Origin of the sequence: Lacinutrix sp. WUR7, from assembly GCF_016864015.1 — a bacterium.
GTDB lineage: Bacteria > Bacteroidota > Bacteroidia > Flavobacteriales > Flavobacteriaceae > Oceanihabitans.
The window spans coordinates 2,590,685-2,606,646 of record NZ_CP045067.1; the positions used below are offsets into that span (position 1 = coordinate 2,590,685).

The window sequence follows — 15,962 nt, forward strand, 5'->3', positions numbered from 1 at the left end:
TTCATACATTTGCACTTAACTAATAGGTTAAGTTTTTTGGATAATTTCTACTTAATTCATAATTGCGAGATAAATAAGTTTAGAATATATCTAAACACGAGTAATGCTGATGTGATGAAAAAATTCAATCAAATTAACCGAGATGAAAAAACAGTTAAAAAATTCGTAATTGTAATTGAAGCTGTTAAAGTTAATGTTGCAAATAAATCACAATGGAATTGGGAATCAAAATGTGATTTAGGCGAAATTTATGCTATTAAAGTTGATAATCATCGATTCTACACATTGGTTTGTAAAAATCTTGGATATAGAGAATTATATATTTCGAGATATGGAAGAAAACAAACAAACTCAAACGATAAAAAGTTAATTGCTATAATAAATTCAATATCAAAAATCACAATACAAAAGCTATTAGAATGAGCAACGTAAATAAAATAGATACCACTTCTTTTGATTCTTATTTAAAGAAAAATCGAACTAAAATTGATGAGTCTTTAGTTAGTTTAAGGTTTATGAAAGAGGTTGATTATTTTCTTGATTATAATAAAATCACTCAAAGAAAGTTAGCTGACGAAATTGGTTGTACAGAGGCTTATGTTAGTCAGTTAATGTCTGGTGTAAAAAAGATAAACACCTCTTTTATTAATAAACTAGAAAAGCATTATGAAGTAAAGGTTGAATTCAAGATTTTACCTAAAAAGGAATGTAATTATATCACAAGTTTTGCAAATACATTTATTCAGATAAATATTAATATTGACGATTCATTTGAAGCATTGAATATGTTTTCTTCAAAGAATAGTCCCATTGAATATTATGAATTGGATGCTGACTCATACACAATAGAAACTAATGGATAAAGAAAATAAAAAATTAGATATAGATATTAGATATGCTAACATAAATGTTAGTAAGTTCTCTCAGTTTGATTTAAAGGATGAATTCGATAAAGAAGCCAAGCCTTTGGTCAATTTTAATAGTAATTTTCAATTCAAAGTTTTTCCTGATAAAGAAATGATTACTTGTATCGTCTCAGTAAATGTTTCTATTATTGAGACAGGTGAGTCTTTTTGTGAATTAAATGTTGAAAATGAATTTGAAATTAAACCTTTAGCTAAAATTGTAAAAATTGAAGCAGAGGATAAACATAATGTTCCTACTGAAATTTTAAGAACGATTGTTTCTTTGTCAGTTTCAACCGTTAGAGGAATTCTTTACGAGAAATCAAAAGGTTCTATCATTCAAGGCGAAGTATATCCATTAATAAATCCTATGAGTTTATTTGAAAAGAAGAATTAGCTCAAATTACTGCCAACAATTGGATATAGACAATTGTCTATATCTGTCTTATGTGTAATGCTAAGATAATAAATCTTTTATTTCCATAAATGATCTATTAGCTACATGTGTGTATATCTCAGTTGTTTTAGTAGAATTATGGCCTAGTAAAAGCTGAATATGTCTAATGTCAGTGCCGTTTTCCAATAGATGAGTAGCAAAACTATGCCTTAACATGTGAGGCGTCACTTTTTTAAGAATACCTGCTTTTTTTGTAGCTGCTGAAATAATGTTTAGTACGCTAGTAGCACTATATTTAGCTCCTCTTGGACCTTCAAAAAGATATTTTGTAGGCCTATATTCTTTATAATAGTTTTGTAGGTCTTTTAAAATACTAGGACTTAACACAGAGATACGGTCTTTATTACCTTTGGCGCTTCGAACTATTACTACCATTCTTTTACTGTCAATATCTGTAACATTAAGATTCAATAACTCTCCTCTTCGAAGTCCAGACGAGTAAAGTAGTCCAACAATACACTTGTGTTTAATGTTATTAGTGTTATTGATAACCTTTATAATTTCTTCTTTAGATAAAACCTTAGGTAGTTTTTTTTCTTTACGTGGTCTTTCAATGGAATAAAACCTATTGGGCATTCCGTGTACAATTTCGTAAAAGAATTTGATACTGTTAACCGCTAAATTTACATAGGAATTTGATTTTCCTTCCTGTATGAGTTTTTGTAAATATTTTTTAACGTCTATTTCATTTAAAGTGATGGGGTCTTCGCTATAATAGTAATTAATAAAAGCTTCAAAGGAGGATACATAATTGCGAACGGTATTGTCTGAATATCTTTTAAGTTCAAGTTTTAATAAGTATTCTTCAGGACAAGGTTTAAAACCGTCTATTCGTTTTCTTTTTCGAAAACGTTCTAGATTAAGAACAGGATTATCGGGATTTATTACTTTTTCAGAAAAGAAATAATTACCATTAACCCAAGCTATACCATGGAATTTTTTAAATATTAATTCTAAGTTGCTTTTATTGTTTGTAACGTAAAACATCCCAAATTCCTTACTCCAAGTTATATCTGGAAGTGAGTCAACCAATGCTTGTATAACCTTGTTTGTGCTAAACTGAAGTCCGATACATTTTTTCTGATTAATAAGTAAATGCTTTAAGGTGATACTTCTCTGTAATTCCATTTTTTTTGTAAAATTAACGGTTATAAATGATTTAACCGTATCTTATACGAATAGGATGCGTATAAAATACGATTAATTTAAAGCTTATGAGATTTCACAAAGAATGTTTGTTTTGTAAGAAGCTATTAGTAGGAAGAACAGATAAGAAATTTTGTGATCCACAATGTAAAAGTGGTTACCAATATCAACAAGCAAAACAGCAACCTGAGCGCTTTTTTAATAAAGTGGATAACCAATTGAAGCTTAACCGTAAAATATTAAAAGAATATAATAAAGGAGGTAAAGTAACAGTAAGAGCAGAAATTTTAAATGGGAAAGGATTTAATCCTAATTTCTTCACTCATTATTGGAAAAATAATAAAGGGGATGTTTACTTATTTATATATGAATATGGGTTTCTGAAAAGAGTAGAGCACGGTATTGAGAAATACATACTTATAGAATGGCAAGATTATATGGGCAAATAATTTACCTATGGGTTAATATAATGTTTAATCTTGTTGAATTAATCAATTAACCTATCATATGTTATATATGAAAAAGTAGTAGACATGGAGTCTTGCTTGATTTTAAATTTTAAGTTAGTAAATTCTGCTCCTCTTCTGCCAACTCCTTTTCTTTTCCTAACATTTTCTAACTTATTCCAATCATTAACAGTTAGATGAAGAGTTGCACATAATCCATCACCTTGAATATTAAAGTATAAGGATTCTTTTCCGTTTTGGTCATCATATTTTTGAAGCCAATAAGTCAATTTAGATTGGTCAATTTTATTTAATTGATTAACTAATTCGTCTTTGTATTTTTTAGAATTTGGTTCATTAGTTTCAAATATTGGATTTTCATTTATACATTCATGACGATCACATGAGATTAAAAAAATTAATGAGATCAACAATAATAAATATGTTATCTTATGTTTCATTTTTCAAATGTTTCACAACGTTTTTATAACATCACATTTATTAATAATATCCCATATATAAATTTTAAAAGCAGGATATAAAGGGGATTATATGGGAATTTAAATTCTTATTAATCAATCAATATTTCCAATATCTTAATTGCAGCTTCGCTAATTTTTGTTCCAGGTCCAAAAACGGCAACAGCACCAGCATCAAATAAATATTGGTAATCTTGTTTAGGTATTACACCACCAACAATAACCATAATATCTTCTCGTCCATATTTTTTGAGCTCTTCAATTACCTGAGGAACCAACGTTTTGTGTCCTGCAGCTAAAGACGAAACACCAAGAATGTGTACATCATTTTCTACAGCTTGCTTAGCAGCCTCGTGTGGGGTTTGAAAAAGCGGACCAATATCTACATCAAAACCAACATCTGCATAACCAGTTGCAACTACTTTTGCGCCACGGTCATGACCATCTTGTCCCATTTTTGCAATCATAATTCGCGGACGTCTACCATCTTGTTCCGCAAATTTATCTGCTAGTTCTTTTGCCTTAGCAAAAGATTTATCGTCTTTTATTTCTTTACTATACACACCAGAAAAGGATTTAATTTGTGCTTTATAACGGCCAAAGACAGCTTCTAAAGCATCACTAATTTCGCCTAGAGTTGCTCTTTCTCGAGCAGCTATTACGGCTAAAGCTAATAAATTCTTGTCCGCATGCAAAGAGGAATCCTTAGAATCTTTAGCTGCTTCCGTTAAATCTGCTAAAGCTTGGTTTACTTTTGCTGTATTTCTTTCGGCTTTAATTTTGTTTAAACCTTCAATTTGCTGTAAACGTACCGTTTGATTGTCTACTTCTAAAGTGGCAATCGCATCTTCTTCGTCTAAAACATATTTATTTACACCAACTATAATATCTTGACTAGAATCTATTCGTGCTTGTTTACGTGCAGCAGCTTCTTCAATTCTAATTTTTGGTATACCAGCTTCAATGGCTTTTGTCATACCTCCAAGTTCTTCAACTTCTTCAATTAGTGACCAAGCTTTTTGTGCAATGTCATGGGTTAGTTTCTCAACATAATAACTTCCTGCCCAAGGATCCACCGTCTTTGTTATATTAGTTTCTTCTTGTAAAAATATTTGTGTGTTTCTTGCTATACGTGCAGAAAAATCTGTAGGTAATGCAATGGCTTCATCTAACGCATTGGTATGTAAACTTTGTGTACCACCAAATGCAGCAGCAGCAGCTTCAATAGTTGTTCTTGCTACATTATTAAAAGGATCTTGCTCTGTTAAGCTCCAACCAGACGTTTGACAATGCGTACGTAATGCAAGGGATTTTGTGTTTTTCGGATTAAATTGTTTTACCAATTTTGCCCAAAGCATTCTTGCTGCTCGCATTTTAGCAATTTCCATAAAATGGTTCATACCAATTGCCCAGAAAAAGGAAAGCCTAGGAGCAAAAGTGTCAATATCCATACCTGCGTCTAATCCTTTTCTAATATATTCTAATCCATCTGCAAGAGTATATGCTAACTCAATATCACAAGTCGCTCCAGCTTCTTGCATGTGGTAACCAGAAATACTTATGCTGTTAAATTTTGGCATGTGCTTACTAGTATATTGAAAAATATCTGAAATAATTTTCATGGATGGTGTAGGAGGATAGATGTATGTATTACGTACCATAAACTCCTTTAAAATATCATTTTGAATCGTTCCTGCTAAGGATTCTAACGAAACACCTTGTTCTTCTGCAGCAACAATATAAAATGCCATGATGGGTAAAACAGCACCATTCATAGTCATAGAAACCGACATTTTATCTAATGGAATCTGGTCGAAGAGTACTTTCATATCTTCTACAGAGTCTATGGCAACTCCAGCTTTTCCAACATCTCCAACAACACGTTCATGATCACTATCATAACCTCTATGTGTTGCTAAGTCGAAGGCAACAGAAAGCCCTTTTTGTCCTGCTTCTAAATTACGTCTATAAAAGGCATTACTTTCTTCAGCAGTACTAAATCCGGCATACTGCCTTATTGTCCAAGGTCTTCTAACATACATGGTAGAGTATGGTCCACGAAGATTGGGTGCAAGTCCTGCAACAAAACCTATATGTTCTACATCTTGTAAGTCTTTTTCACTGTAATGTGATTTTACTGGAATATCTTCAGCGGTCAATACCGTTTTTGTGTCCGTATTGCTTGCTTTAGATCCTTGGTTTTTTAACGTAATATGTTGGATGTCTTTGCGCATTATTCTACTTGTATTTTTTCAATAAATGAATTGAAATTTTGATCCGTTTTTGAGTAAATATTAATGGAAAATGTTTTATGTCTTGAACTGATTAAATATATGTTATTATAAATTAAATAACCAGTATCATTAGATATTTCATATACCGCTTTAAATACCTTGGTTACATAGTTTTCAGAATATCCAGCTGTTATTTTTTTACAATTGGTTTGAAGCACCTTAGCATAATCGTTGCAAGACTTTGAAATTATCCCTAATAACTGAGAGGATTCTTTTTTAGTAAAAGGTAAATAATTCATCATTTTCACATTAACAAGGGTAGAAGAGGCTATGTCTTTGAAAAAATAATTGTTTCCTTTTGAAAATTTTAAAAAGTTGAACCGATTCTTTTCGAGTTCCTTTTCATAGGATTCTTCATGAGCATCTATTAATGTTTCGTATGCATCTTCAGAAAATGCTTCAAAATAAACCGGAAGAAAAATTTTGATATTATCTTTTTCAAGATCAAAATAGGTTCCTGGTAATGCATTTCTTTTTATTTGCGCTTCCGATTTTTGCTCACAAGAAAACATAAAAATAGTACTAATTATAATAGCTACTTGTAATGTTTTTATGTAGAGCGTTTTAATCATTACATTTTACTTCTTTGCTGGACGTTTATTAAAATCTACTTTCGCGTTAGGTGATGTTGCCTTTACGGGATTAGCAGGTTTGGTATCTGCTTCTCTGTCAAAATTCACATTGGTGAAATCTATTTTTAATATCTCGGCGTAATAATATTCTAAAGCAACATATAGAGATAGATATTTGTCTCCATAAACTATATGTGATTTTGTTTGTAATGCAGGATTAAAAAGCGTTCTATTCATGCTGTTAGTAGAAACTAAAGCATTAAAGGTTGTTTTTAAATCGTCTTTTTTCATGTTTTCACCAATACAATGTATAAGTGGGTTTTTGTAATTCACACCATTTGCATTAATAAAACCAGCTTCTTTTAAAGCCTTTGCAATTTCTACAGAGTGTTTAGAGGTAAATTTAGCAAAGTCTATTCTTTTATTAGAAGCTTGTTTTGTGAAAATGTTATATGCTCGATTTGTGTTTTGTAACTTTTTATCAAAATAAGGGGTAATGTCTTTTTCAAAAGAATATAAAGCTTCGTTTAATAATTTGCTATCCACTTCGGTACAATTAATAACCTGATCCTTTTCTGAAAATTGATAATCGGAAAAAGAAGTGTTTTCTTTTTTACAGCTAGATAGGTTAATCATTAAGATTACTAATAAAAGTTTAATACTAATGGTTTTCATGCGTTTATATTTATTGTTTTTAATTGGTCTTATGCGACATCCTTTTAATCCTTTCACTTCAGAATAAAGCAGTAGGTAAGGATGTTTCATGATTTAATTAGGTTTAATTTTCGGTTTTTAATCTTTCTTGTTCTAATTTTTCAGCCAAGCGTTTTTCAATAATTGGCGGTATTAAAGTTTTTCTAATATTTGTTTTTACAAAAGGAAAGAGTTCTAATTCGTCTTTCATTTTGTCGTTTTTATTAGGATGTTTATTGGTTCCTAATAGTGCAATTTCTCCTGTGTCAAACTGCTCTTGTTCTTTGGTAGCACTTTCTTTTATTTTTCTTTGAATAGTGCCTTCTTTTAACTGATTTAAAAATCCACCTTTTGCTTCTATATCTTTAAATAATTCTAAAGCTTTTTCTGCTAGCTGATTGGTTAAGCTTTCTATATAATAAGAACCTTCGGAAGCATTTTCTACAACATCAAAATAACTTTCACTCTTTAAAATCAGTAATTGGTTTCGTGCAATGCGCTCGCCAAATTCATTATCTTTATGGTAAATCGCATCATAAGCTAAATTACAAACGGTATCTGCTTCCCCAAGAATAGCACTCATACATTCTGTGGTGGTACGCAACATATTCGTATTATAATCATAAATCGTTTTGTTACGTTTTGTTGGTGTAACAAAAATATGGCAAGTTGCATCTAGCTTGTATTCTTGAACTAAAGTGGTAAATAATAAACGTAAAGCACGCAGTTTAGCAATTTCGAAAAAGTAATTGGTACCTACAGAAACGTTGAAAATAATTTGAAGCGCTTGATTTTCTGTATTCTCTAAATGATTTAAATATTCATTGGTTTGTGCCATAGCATATCCCAATTGCTGTACCATAGTTGCTCCAGCATTTTGGTATAAAGATACATCTACACTAAAAGATTTGGTTTGAGCAACAATAGCATCAAAATGTTGATGGTCTTCTTGTAAGTTTGTAAACCAATTTCCAGTTTTTGCAAGATTGCCAATAATGTCTGTTTGAATACTGGACTTTGTAGCAATGGTAGAAAGTTGTTTTACGAATTCGGAATCTAAAAACTGTAATTCAAAAAATAGAGTGGTTGTTTCTAAATCTATATTTTCGAGTAAATCTGTAATAGAAACTTCTTTATTAGGAATAATAAACTGAATGCTTTCTGCTCCTCGTTCTAATACTTTTATCGCTTTTTTGTTACTCAAAGCGACATCATACACAAATATAGTTTGACAAATAGACCAGCCTTCCGGGCTTGGAATACTTTTAAAAGGTGCATCGAATTCATCTGCATGATAAAATGGTTTCACATCGATGCCTTCGTTGGTTTTCCAGATTAAAGTGTCATTATAATCTGCACCTTTTAAGTCTGCTTGTATTTTTTGTTTCCATTGTTTTGAAGAAACTTTGTCAAAATCAGTAAATAATTTTTTAGTCATCCTTCTTGTTTTTTATGCTGTCTTCGTATTCTATAATATAAATTTCTTCGTTATCGCGTTTCATGTAATATGCTTCGCGAGCAAATTTTTCTAATCCTTCCTCTGTACTTAGTTTATTTAGTTCTTTATTGTCTTTTTCAATTTCTTTAAGATAGAATTTTTTTTCGTCTTCAAGATCATTAATATCGTTATTTAGTTCGTTATGTATGAGTAACGAGTTCGCATCAAAAAACAGCATCCAAACAGCGAATATTGCAAATATAATAAGGAATATGTTTTTAAAATACTTCAGCATTAGCTTATTCTTTCATTTATAATAGTTCTAACTATATCAACAGCAACGGTATTGTACTTATTGTTAGGTATAATAATATCTGCATACTCCTTCATGGGTTCAATAAATTGTTGATGCATTGGTTTTAATGTGTTTTGATAACGCGATAATACTTCGTCTAAATCTCTACCACGTTCTGCAATATCTCGTTTTAAACGTCTTATTAAACGCTCATCGCTATCTGCATGCACAAATATTTTAATATCAAACATGTCTCGTAATTCTCGATTGGTAAGGATTAAAATACCTTCTACAATCATAACTTTTCTTGGCATGGTATGAATGGTATCACCCGTTCTGTTGTGCTTTACAAAAGAGTAAACCGGTTGATCTATTGGGTTTCCGTTTTTTAATTCTTTTAAATGTTCGGCTATTAAATCGAAATCGATACTTCTAGGATGATCGAAATTAATTTTTGTTCTTTCGTTTAACGAAAGGTGAGAGGTATCTTTATAATAATGATCTTGTGAGATTACTCCAACTTCTCCTTCTGGTAATTCGTTAAGTATTTGGTCTACAACCGTTGTTTTTCCACAACCGGTTCCACCAGCAATTCCTATAATAAGCATGAATGTTTGTTTTGATTTAGATTCACAAATTTAAGATTATTTCTTCGGAATTATTTTAACTATCCCAACATTTTCTACACCAACATAAATATATCCATCTGGACCCTGACGAACACTACGTACTCTACCAATTCCATCGAGTAATCTTTCTTCAAAAACCACCTTGTTCTTTTTAAGTACACATCGGTCTAAATACTGAAACTTTAACGAGCCAACCAATAGATTCCCCTTCCATTTTGGGTAGATATCACTTGTAATAAATGCCATGCCACTTGGAGCTATAGAAGGATCCCAATAGTGAAGCGGTTGTTCCATTCCTGGTAAGTTGGTTTTGTCGGTGATTTTTGTACCATGATAATTAATACCATAGGTTATTTCTGGCCAGCCATAATTTTTGCCAGCTTTAATAATATTTATTTCATCGCCTCCACGAGGACCATGCTCGTGTGTCCAAATTTCTCCAGTAATAGGGTGTTTAGTCATACCTTGCGGATTTCTATGTCCGTAGGAGTAAATCGCCTTTTTTGCATTTGGAATAGTTAGAAATGGATTGTCATCAGGAATAGATCCATCGTCATGCAAACGATATATTTTTCCACCATCACGAGTAATGTCTTGCGGATTGATATCTCGTTTGCCACGTTCTCCAATAGAGAAGTATAGATAATTCTGATTATCAAAGGCTATTCTAGAACCAAAATGTTGTCCTGCTGTGGTATTTGGTAAAGCCTTATAAAGTACTTCTTGTTCTACAAGTTTGTTTCCATTTAATTTTGCGCGCATAATAGATGTATGTGCGCCATCATTTTCATCATTAGAGGAAGCATAAGAAATATAGAGCCATCCATTTTCTTTGTAATTAGGATGTAATGCTACATCCATTAAACCGCCTTGACCAAGATGTTCTATTTTTGGGAGGTTAGAAATTTCGATTTTCTGATTGTTTTTAAAAAGAATCATCTTGCCAGATTTTTCATTTATTAGAATAGAACCATCAGGTAAAAATGCAAATCCCCACGGATTTTGTAATTCTGGAACAATTATTTCGTAGCTATGCGCTGTATTTACAGGGTTTTTATCTTGGGCACAAGAATTATAACTAAGTGAAATTAAGGCCAATAAAAGGAATAAAGGATGCTTCATAATTAACAAAATAAAAAGTATTCACAATTTACTTCTTTTTATTGTTTGTTTTTAAAGAAAAGGTATATATTTGCAAACCTTAAATGGTAACACATTTTCGGGGTGTAGCGTAGCCCGGTTATCGCGCCACGTTTGGGACGTGGAGGCCGCAGGTTCGAATCCTGCCACCCCGACTACTAAAGCTCAACTTCATGTTGGGCTTTTTTTATGCATATACTTTTCTTATTTCTTTCTTATTTCTGGATATAAACGGTTTTAATATTTACAAATTCGTGAATACCTTCTTTAGATAATTCTCTACCATAACCAGAAGCTTTTGTTCCTCCAAAAGGTAATCTTGGATCCGATTTTACCATTTCATTAATAAAGAAAGCACCATCTGGTATGCTTGAAATAGCTTTGGTTGCTGTTTCTATATCTTCGGTAAATAACATAGTACCCAATCCAAATCTAGAATCTGTTGCTAATGCTATGGCTTCTTCTAAATCTTTCACTTTAAATATTGGTGCTACGGGACCAAAAGTTTCCTCTTTAAACACATCCATGTTTTTAGAAACATTAGTAAGTATTGTTGGTTCAAAATAAGCTTTGTTTCTTTTGTTTCCAGTAATCACTTTGGCTCCTTTACTAATAGCATCTGCTACTTGTTTTTGTAAATCTTCGGCAAGGTCTTCTCTGGCAAGGGTTGCAATTTCTGTTTCTTCATTTAATGGATCTCCATATTTTATAGCTTTTACTTTGGCTGTAAATTGTTCTAAAAAGGCATCGTAAATATTTTCAGTAACTATAAATCGTTTGGCAGCAATACAACTTTGTCCAGCATTCTGCATTCTAGCTTTTACCATGGTATCCATATATTTATCCAAATTGGCATCATCTAATACAATACAAGCATTGTTTCCGCCTAACTCTAATACCGCTTTCTTTAAATTTTCACCAGCAATTCTTGCAATAGTTCTTCCTGCTTTTTCACTTCCAGTTAAGGAAACCGCTTTTAGAATGTCCTCTTTTAAAATGGCTTCTATATTTTTATGATCTGTAATTAAGGTTTGAAAACAGCCTTTTGGATATCCAGCTTCCTCAAATATCTCTTGAATAGCCAAAGCACAACCACTAACGTTAGAAGCATGTTTTAAAAGCGCCGTATTTCCTGCAGTTAATGTTGGTGCCGCAAAACGAAAGACTTGCCAAAAAGGATAATTCCATGGCATTACCGATAGTATCACGCCTAAAGGATCATAACTGATAAAGCTTTCCTGTGCATCGGTTTCAATTATTTGATCTGCTAAAAAAGCATCGGCATTAGTGGCATAAAAATCACATAGAAAAACACATTTTTTAATTTCTGCCCTGCTTTCTTTAATCGGTTTACCCATTTCTAGAGTAATGAGCTGACTTAATTCTTCAAGACGTTCTTCTAAAATATTACCTACTTCAAATAATAGGAGTGCTCTTTTACTAACCTCTTTTGTGCTCCAATCTTTAAAAATGTTTTCAGCTAAAGTTAATTTCGAAAAGACTTCCTCTTTACTATGTAAAGGATAGCTTTTTATCGTTTCTTGGTTGTAAGGGTTCACGGATTTTATGATGTCTGACATATTATTCGGTTTTAATTAAACGTATTACAAAATTACAGTTAAGATAAGTATAGTATTAACTTATTTGCGAAAAGTCTTAACGTTATCCTAATTCTTTTTGAGGCAAAACTTGATTCTATTGCGTCAAGGGGTGTTTTACTTCGGTAGTATCTTTACCGTAAATAAATGTTTAACAAAAAAAAAGAAAAATTATGAGTAATTCAAATAGTACGTTATTAGGAATATTAGCAGGAACCGCAATTGGAGCCACCTTAGGGATTTTATTTGCACCAGATAAAGGTTCAAAAACGAGACAACGTATTTCTGACGAAGCACAAGCTGCTAAAGATAAATTAGCAGAAACAGCAATGGAACTAAAAGAAAAGGCAGTAACAACTGCAACTTTAAAAAAGGAAACTTTAGACGAACAAGTAGAATCTATAGTGTCTAGTGCAAGCTATAAAGCCGAAGATGTAATCGCTACTTTAGAGGAAAAACTGAAGGATTTAAAAGCGAAAAATAAGAAGTTACAAAAAACGTCATAATAGATGAGCGTATTTGAATCTTTAAATAACACGTCCGATAAGGCAACAGATCTTGGTGAAAAGTATTTAAAAACATCACAAGAGTATATCACGCTTAAGGCATTTCAGCAATTAACTTTTTCATTTAGTTTAATTGTGAAGCTTTTTGCTGTTGGCGCTTTAGTGTTTTTAGGGCTCATTTTTTTAGCCATTTCTGGAGCTATTGCAATTGGTAATGCCCTAGATAGTATAACACTGGGTTGCCTAATTGTTGCTGTCATTTTTTTGATGCTAGCCATATTAGTTTATGTTTTAAGAAAGCATATCGATCGAAAAATAATCCAGAAAATTTCCATTAAATTTTTTAATTAAGACCTATGAAAACCTATAATTCCTTTAAAGATATTGATAATGACTTGAAAAAGTTAGACCTAGAGCGACAAATAGCTTGGGAAGAATTGAAACTAGTTAAAGAAGAATTTAAAGAAGATCTTCAGCCTTTAAATTGGGTGAATACTGCATTAAAAATTGCGGGAAAAATGGGTGGGTATATGTTATTGAAAAAGATCATTAAATGATAAGCCAGCATTTGGATGTTAAGCTGTCTAAAAATCTATGAAATTTAGATCGCTTTTTAAGTTATTCCTTTTATGGTTTGAGTATGTGCTTCATTACTTTAGGTATTACTCAGGTTTATAATTTCACACTTTCTTATTCTTAAATCTAATGTATGCATAGGTCAAAAATAATAATAAGTATATTCTTAATGGTTTGTATTGGGAGCTTATTCTTTCTTCAAAATAAATTCAAAAAAGAAGTAATTCAAGTATTGGATACTAAATTGCCAGAAAACATAACGCTAGAATATGCTACAATACATGCCAATGTTTTTAACGGTACAGTGAAATTGGAAAGTCTATCTGCAAAAGTACTACATGCAGATAAAAATCTAATGGCAACATTGAATGCGAATACTCTTAAGGTTGATGGATTTAGTTTATGGCAGTTTATTTTTAATAATACCATTGCAGTAGATAATATTGTTTTCACGCAACCCAAATTGGAATACCATAGCTATTCTGAAAAACAAAGGGAACAAAAAGATACTACTGAAAAGTCTTCATTTAATAAAATAATTACCATACATAATTTCTCCGTTGTAAATGGCGCTTTACAAGTGAAAGATGCTAAATCAGATACGCTTGTAGCCAATGTAGATAGAATCGATTTTAATGTAAATAATCTTCATTTCAATGCGGAAACAATACAGCAAAAAATACCGTTTAATTATCTTGATTATCAGCTTACTACGAAACAGTTTTTCATGAATTTAAGTACTTATGAAGTCTTAAAGATAGACGATTTCAGCTTAGATAATAAAGGGCTTCATCTGAAAAACATCTTCTTAGAAACCAAGTTTTCAAAAGAAGCGTTGTCTTCTAAAATTAAAGTAGAACGCGATCATGTAAATCTTCATATTCCAGAAGTAGTACTCCATAAATTAGACTTCGGGTTTCATAAAGACGTTTTTTTTGTAACCGCAGATTCCGGAAAAATAGAACAACCCAATTTAAGTCTTTATAGAGATAAAAGAGTTGCAGATGATATACGAATCAAAAGTATGTATAGCAAAATGTTACGCGATTTACCAATAGATTTATCCATACATAACCTAGACGTTAATAATGGTAATGTCGCTTATGCCGAAAGATTAGGTGCTACTACGCGAGCTGGAGCAATCTTTTTTAAAACCGTAAATGCTAAGTTAACTAATCTAGGAAATACCTATAAAAAAGGAGAGAAAACCAAAATAGCTATTCGTTCTAATTTTATGGATAAAGCACCAATGCGCTTAGATATTCATTTTGATGTTACTAATAAACAGGATGCTTTTTTAGCCTCTGGAGCGTTTGAGAATTTCGATGCAGAAATAGCAAATACTTTTTTTGAGACAAATTTAAATGCAAAAGCAGAAGGAGAAATAGAACAGATTTACTTTACTTTTAGTGGGAATAATGCCAGCGCAAAAGGAGATTTGAAAATGAAATACGAAGCGTTTAAATTTGAAATACTAAATGATAAAAACAAGGTTAATACCTTTTTAACAACTATTGGTAATGTGTTTGTAAATGATGGTTCTAAAACAGATGAAGATGGGTACCGACATGGAGAAATAGCGGTGAATCGTAATACAACAAAATCTTTCTTTAATTATTTGTGGATTAATGTACAGAGTGGTTTAATAAGCACATTAACAGGAAAAGGAAGTAAATAAAATTAAATTTTAAAGTCCCAGATGAACAAACGTAAAATATTTAAAAAGAAAAGATATATCATTCCTTTTTTACTTGTGGTAACCGTATTAATTCTTAGATTAATGTTGCCATTTATTGTGAAAAACCACGTAAACAAGGTGCTTGCAGATATTCCTGGCTATTACGGACAAGTAGAAGATATTGATATTTCTTTAGTACGCGGTGCTTATGTTATAGATAATTTGTACTTGAATAAAGGGAACGCAAGTTCTCAAGTACCTTTTTTAAACTTCCCAAAAACCGATATTTCTATAGAATGGAAATCCTTGTTTAAAGGTAAGATTGTAAGTGAAATAGTAATGACTAGTCCAGAAGTTATTTATGTGTTTGAAGATCAATCGGAAAAAGAAAATACTTCTGATATTGATGATTGGTCCAAAGCACTAACCGATCTAGTTCCCATAGATATTAATAACTTAGAGATTCGTGACGGTAAGTTTGCGTTTGTCGAAGTTACTGCAGACCCAACCATAGACCTGCATTTAGATAAAGTACAATTGTCTATGTCTAATTTAAGAAATGTAGTTGAAAAATCGGTAAAATTACCATCTACCATTCATGCAACTGCTATTTCTGTTGGAGAAGGAAACTTTAAGTTAGATGGTAAAATGAATATTATTAAGAAAATTCCAGATATGGATATTTCTTTTTCCTTAGAAAATGCAAACGTTTCTGCTCTAAACGATTTTACAAATCACTACGCTGGTATTGATTTTAAAAAAGGAAATTTTAATGTTTTTAGTGAGGTTGCTATTGCAGACGGCTATCTAAAAGGCTATGTGAAACCCATTTTAAAAGATGCGGTATTAATAGGAAAAGAAGATGGTTTTTTAGAAACCCTTTGGGAAGGATTTGTAGGCTTTTTTAAGTTTGTTTTAAAAAATCAAAAAGAAAATACGTTGGCGACTAAAGTACCGATTTCTGGAGATTTGAATACGGTAGATTCTAAAGTTTGGCCAACCATAACTAACATCTTTAAAAATGCATGGGTAGAAGCGTTTAAAAATGTTATTGATAATGATATCGATTTTAAAGACGCGGAAAAAGAAGCCGTAAAAGAATAAGGTGTT

At 31.6% G+C, this 15,962-nt stretch carries 19 protein-coding genes and 1 tRNA gene; 10 read left to right on the top strand and 10 right to left on the bottom strand.

Annotated elements, in window-relative coordinates; genetic code table 11:
• Positions 1-114: 114 nt before the first annotated feature.
• Genes FG167_RS11240 through FG167_RS11250 form a run of 3 tightly spaced genes read left to right on the top strand, consistent with a single transcriptional unit; the run spans position 115 to position 1,302 of the window.
• A complete protein-coding gene (locus FG167_RS11240; protein ID WP_203458352.1) occupies positions 115-423 on the top strand; it encodes a hypothetical protein in 309 nt (102 codons plus the stop codon).
• Positions 420-863 carry a helix-turn-helix transcriptional regulator gene (locus FG167_RS11245; protein ID WP_203458353.1) on the top strand — a complete coding sequence of 148 codons (444 nt, stop codon included), beginning with the start codon at positions 420-422 and terminating at the stop codon, positions 861-863. Before FG167_RS11240 ends, FG167_RS11245 begins: the two co-directional genes overlap by 4 nt.
• Positions 856-1,302: a hypothetical protein gene (locus FG167_RS11250; protein WP_203458354.1), complete on the top strand. Its 447-nt coding sequence runs from the start codon at positions 856-858 to the stop codon at positions 1,300-1,302. Before FG167_RS11245 ends, FG167_RS11250 begins: the two co-directional genes overlap by 8 nt.
• Before the next feature lie 60 nt (positions 1,303-1,362).
• Here FG167_RS11250 and xerA read toward each other — a convergent pair whose 3' ends face one another.
• A complete protein-coding gene (gene xerA / locus FG167_RS11255) occupies positions 1,363-2,490 on the bottom strand; it encodes a site-specific tyrosine recombinase/integron integrase (RefSeq protein ID WP_203458355.1) in 1,128 nt (375 codons plus the stop codon).
• Positions 2,491-2,576: 86 nt separating this feature from the next.
• On the opposite strand from xerA, the gene FG167_RS11260 reads away from it, so the two are divergent.
• The gene (locus tag FG167_RS11260; RefSeq protein ID WP_203458356.1) at positions 2,577-2,957 is read left to right on the top strand and encodes a hypothetical protein; all 381 of its coding nucleotides are present in this window, start codon (positions 2,577-2,579) and stop codon (positions 2,955-2,957) included.
• 38 nt (positions 2,958-2,995) lie between these two features.
• Here FG167_RS11260 and FG167_RS11265 read toward each other — a convergent pair whose 3' ends face one another.
• The 8 genes from FG167_RS11265 to FG167_RS11300 all read right to left on the bottom strand — a co-directional run bounded on the left by FG167_RS11265 (position 2,996) and on the right by FG167_RS11300 (position 10,476).
• A complete protein-coding gene (locus tag FG167_RS11265; protein WP_203458357.1) occupies positions 2,996-3,415 on the bottom strand; it encodes a hypothetical protein in 420 nt (139 codons plus the stop codon).
• Between the two features lie 110 nt (positions 3,416-3,525).
• A complete protein-coding gene (gene scpA, locus FG167_RS11270) occupies positions 3,526-5,670 on the bottom strand; it encodes a methylmalonyl-CoA mutase (RefSeq protein ID WP_203461103.1) in 2,145 nt (714 codons plus the stop codon).
• A complete protein-coding gene (locus FG167_RS11275) occupies positions 5,667-6,299 on the bottom strand; it encodes a hypothetical protein (RefSeq protein WP_203458358.1) in 633 nt (210 codons plus the stop codon). Before FG167_RS11275 ends, scpA begins: the two co-directional genes overlap by 4 nt.
• Positions 6,300-6,305: 6 nt before the next feature.
• Positions 6,306-7,064, bottom strand: coding sequence for a hypothetical protein (locus FG167_RS11280; protein WP_203458359.1), 759 nt, complete (start codon positions 7,062-7,064; stop codon positions 6,306-6,308).
• A 13-nt stretch (positions 7,065-7,077) separates the two neighbouring features.
• Positions 7,078-8,430 carry a methylmalonyl-CoA mutase subunit beta gene (locus tag FG167_RS11285; protein WP_203458360.1) on the bottom strand — a complete coding sequence of 451 codons (1,353 nt, stop codon included), beginning with the start codon at positions 8,428-8,430 and terminating at the stop codon, positions 7,078-7,080.
• Complete coding sequence (locus FG167_RS11290) at positions 8,423-8,725, bottom strand: septum formation initiator family protein (RefSeq protein WP_203458361.1); 303 nt, start codon at positions 8,723-8,725, stop codon at positions 8,423-8,425. Before FG167_RS11290 ends, FG167_RS11285 begins: the two co-directional genes overlap by 8 nt.
• Positions 8,725-9,333, bottom strand: coding sequence for a uridine kinase (udk, locus tag FG167_RS11295; protein WP_203458362.1), 609 nt, complete (start codon positions 9,331-9,333; stop codon positions 8,725-8,727). Before udk ends, FG167_RS11290 begins: the two co-directional genes overlap by 1 nt.
• 36 nt (positions 9,334-9,369) lie before the next feature.
• Positions 9,370-10,476, bottom strand: a complete 1,107-nt coding sequence (locus tag FG167_RS11300) for a PQQ-dependent sugar dehydrogenase (RefSeq protein ID WP_203458363.1) — start codon at positions 10,474-10,476, stop codon at positions 9,370-9,372.
• A gap of 98 nt (positions 10,477-10,574) precedes the next feature.
• Here FG167_RS11300 and FG167_RS11305 point away from each other — a divergent pair.
• Positions 10,575-10,649: transfer RNA gene (locus FG167_RS11305), tRNA-Pro, on the top strand.
• A gap of 60 nt (positions 10,650-10,709) precedes the next feature.
• Here FG167_RS11305 and FG167_RS11310 read toward each other — a convergent pair.
• Entirely contained in the window at positions 10,710-12,074 is a 1,365-nt protein-coding gene (locus FG167_RS11310) for an NAD-dependent succinate-semialdehyde dehydrogenase (RefSeq protein ID WP_203458364.1), read from the bottom strand.
• A 191-nt stretch (positions 12,075-12,265) separates the two neighbouring features.
• Here FG167_RS11310 and FG167_RS11315 point away from each other — a divergent pair, with 191 nt between their 5' ends.
• The 5 genes from FG167_RS11315 (at position 12,266) to FG167_RS11335 (ending at position 15,956) form a co-directional block, all read left to right on the top strand.
• Complete coding sequence (locus FG167_RS11315) at positions 12,266-12,598, top strand: YtxH domain-containing protein (RefSeq protein ID WP_055442488.1); 333 nt, start codon at positions 12,266-12,268, stop codon at positions 12,596-12,598.
• Positions 12,599-12,601: 3 nt separating this feature from the next.
• Entirely contained in the window at positions 12,602-12,949 is a 348-nt protein-coding gene (locus FG167_RS11320; protein ID WP_055442487.1) for a hypothetical protein, read from the top strand.
• 5 nt (positions 12,950-12,954) lie between these two features.
• A complete protein-coding gene (locus tag FG167_RS11325; protein ID WP_055442486.1) occupies positions 12,955-13,155 on the top strand; it encodes a DUF6327 family protein in 201 nt (66 codons plus the stop codon).
• 152 nt (positions 13,156-13,307) lie between these two features.
• Positions 13,308-14,852: a hypothetical protein gene (locus tag FG167_RS11330; RefSeq protein ID WP_203458365.1), complete on the top strand. Its 1,545-nt coding sequence runs from the start codon at positions 13,308-13,310 to the stop codon at positions 14,850-14,852.
• Positions 14,853-14,873: 21 nt separating this feature from the next.
• Complete coding sequence (locus tag FG167_RS11335; protein WP_203458366.1) at positions 14,874-15,956, top strand: DUF748 domain-containing protein; 1,083 nt, start codon at positions 14,874-14,876, stop codon at positions 15,954-15,956.
• Positions 15,957-15,962 lie beyond the last annotated feature (6 nt).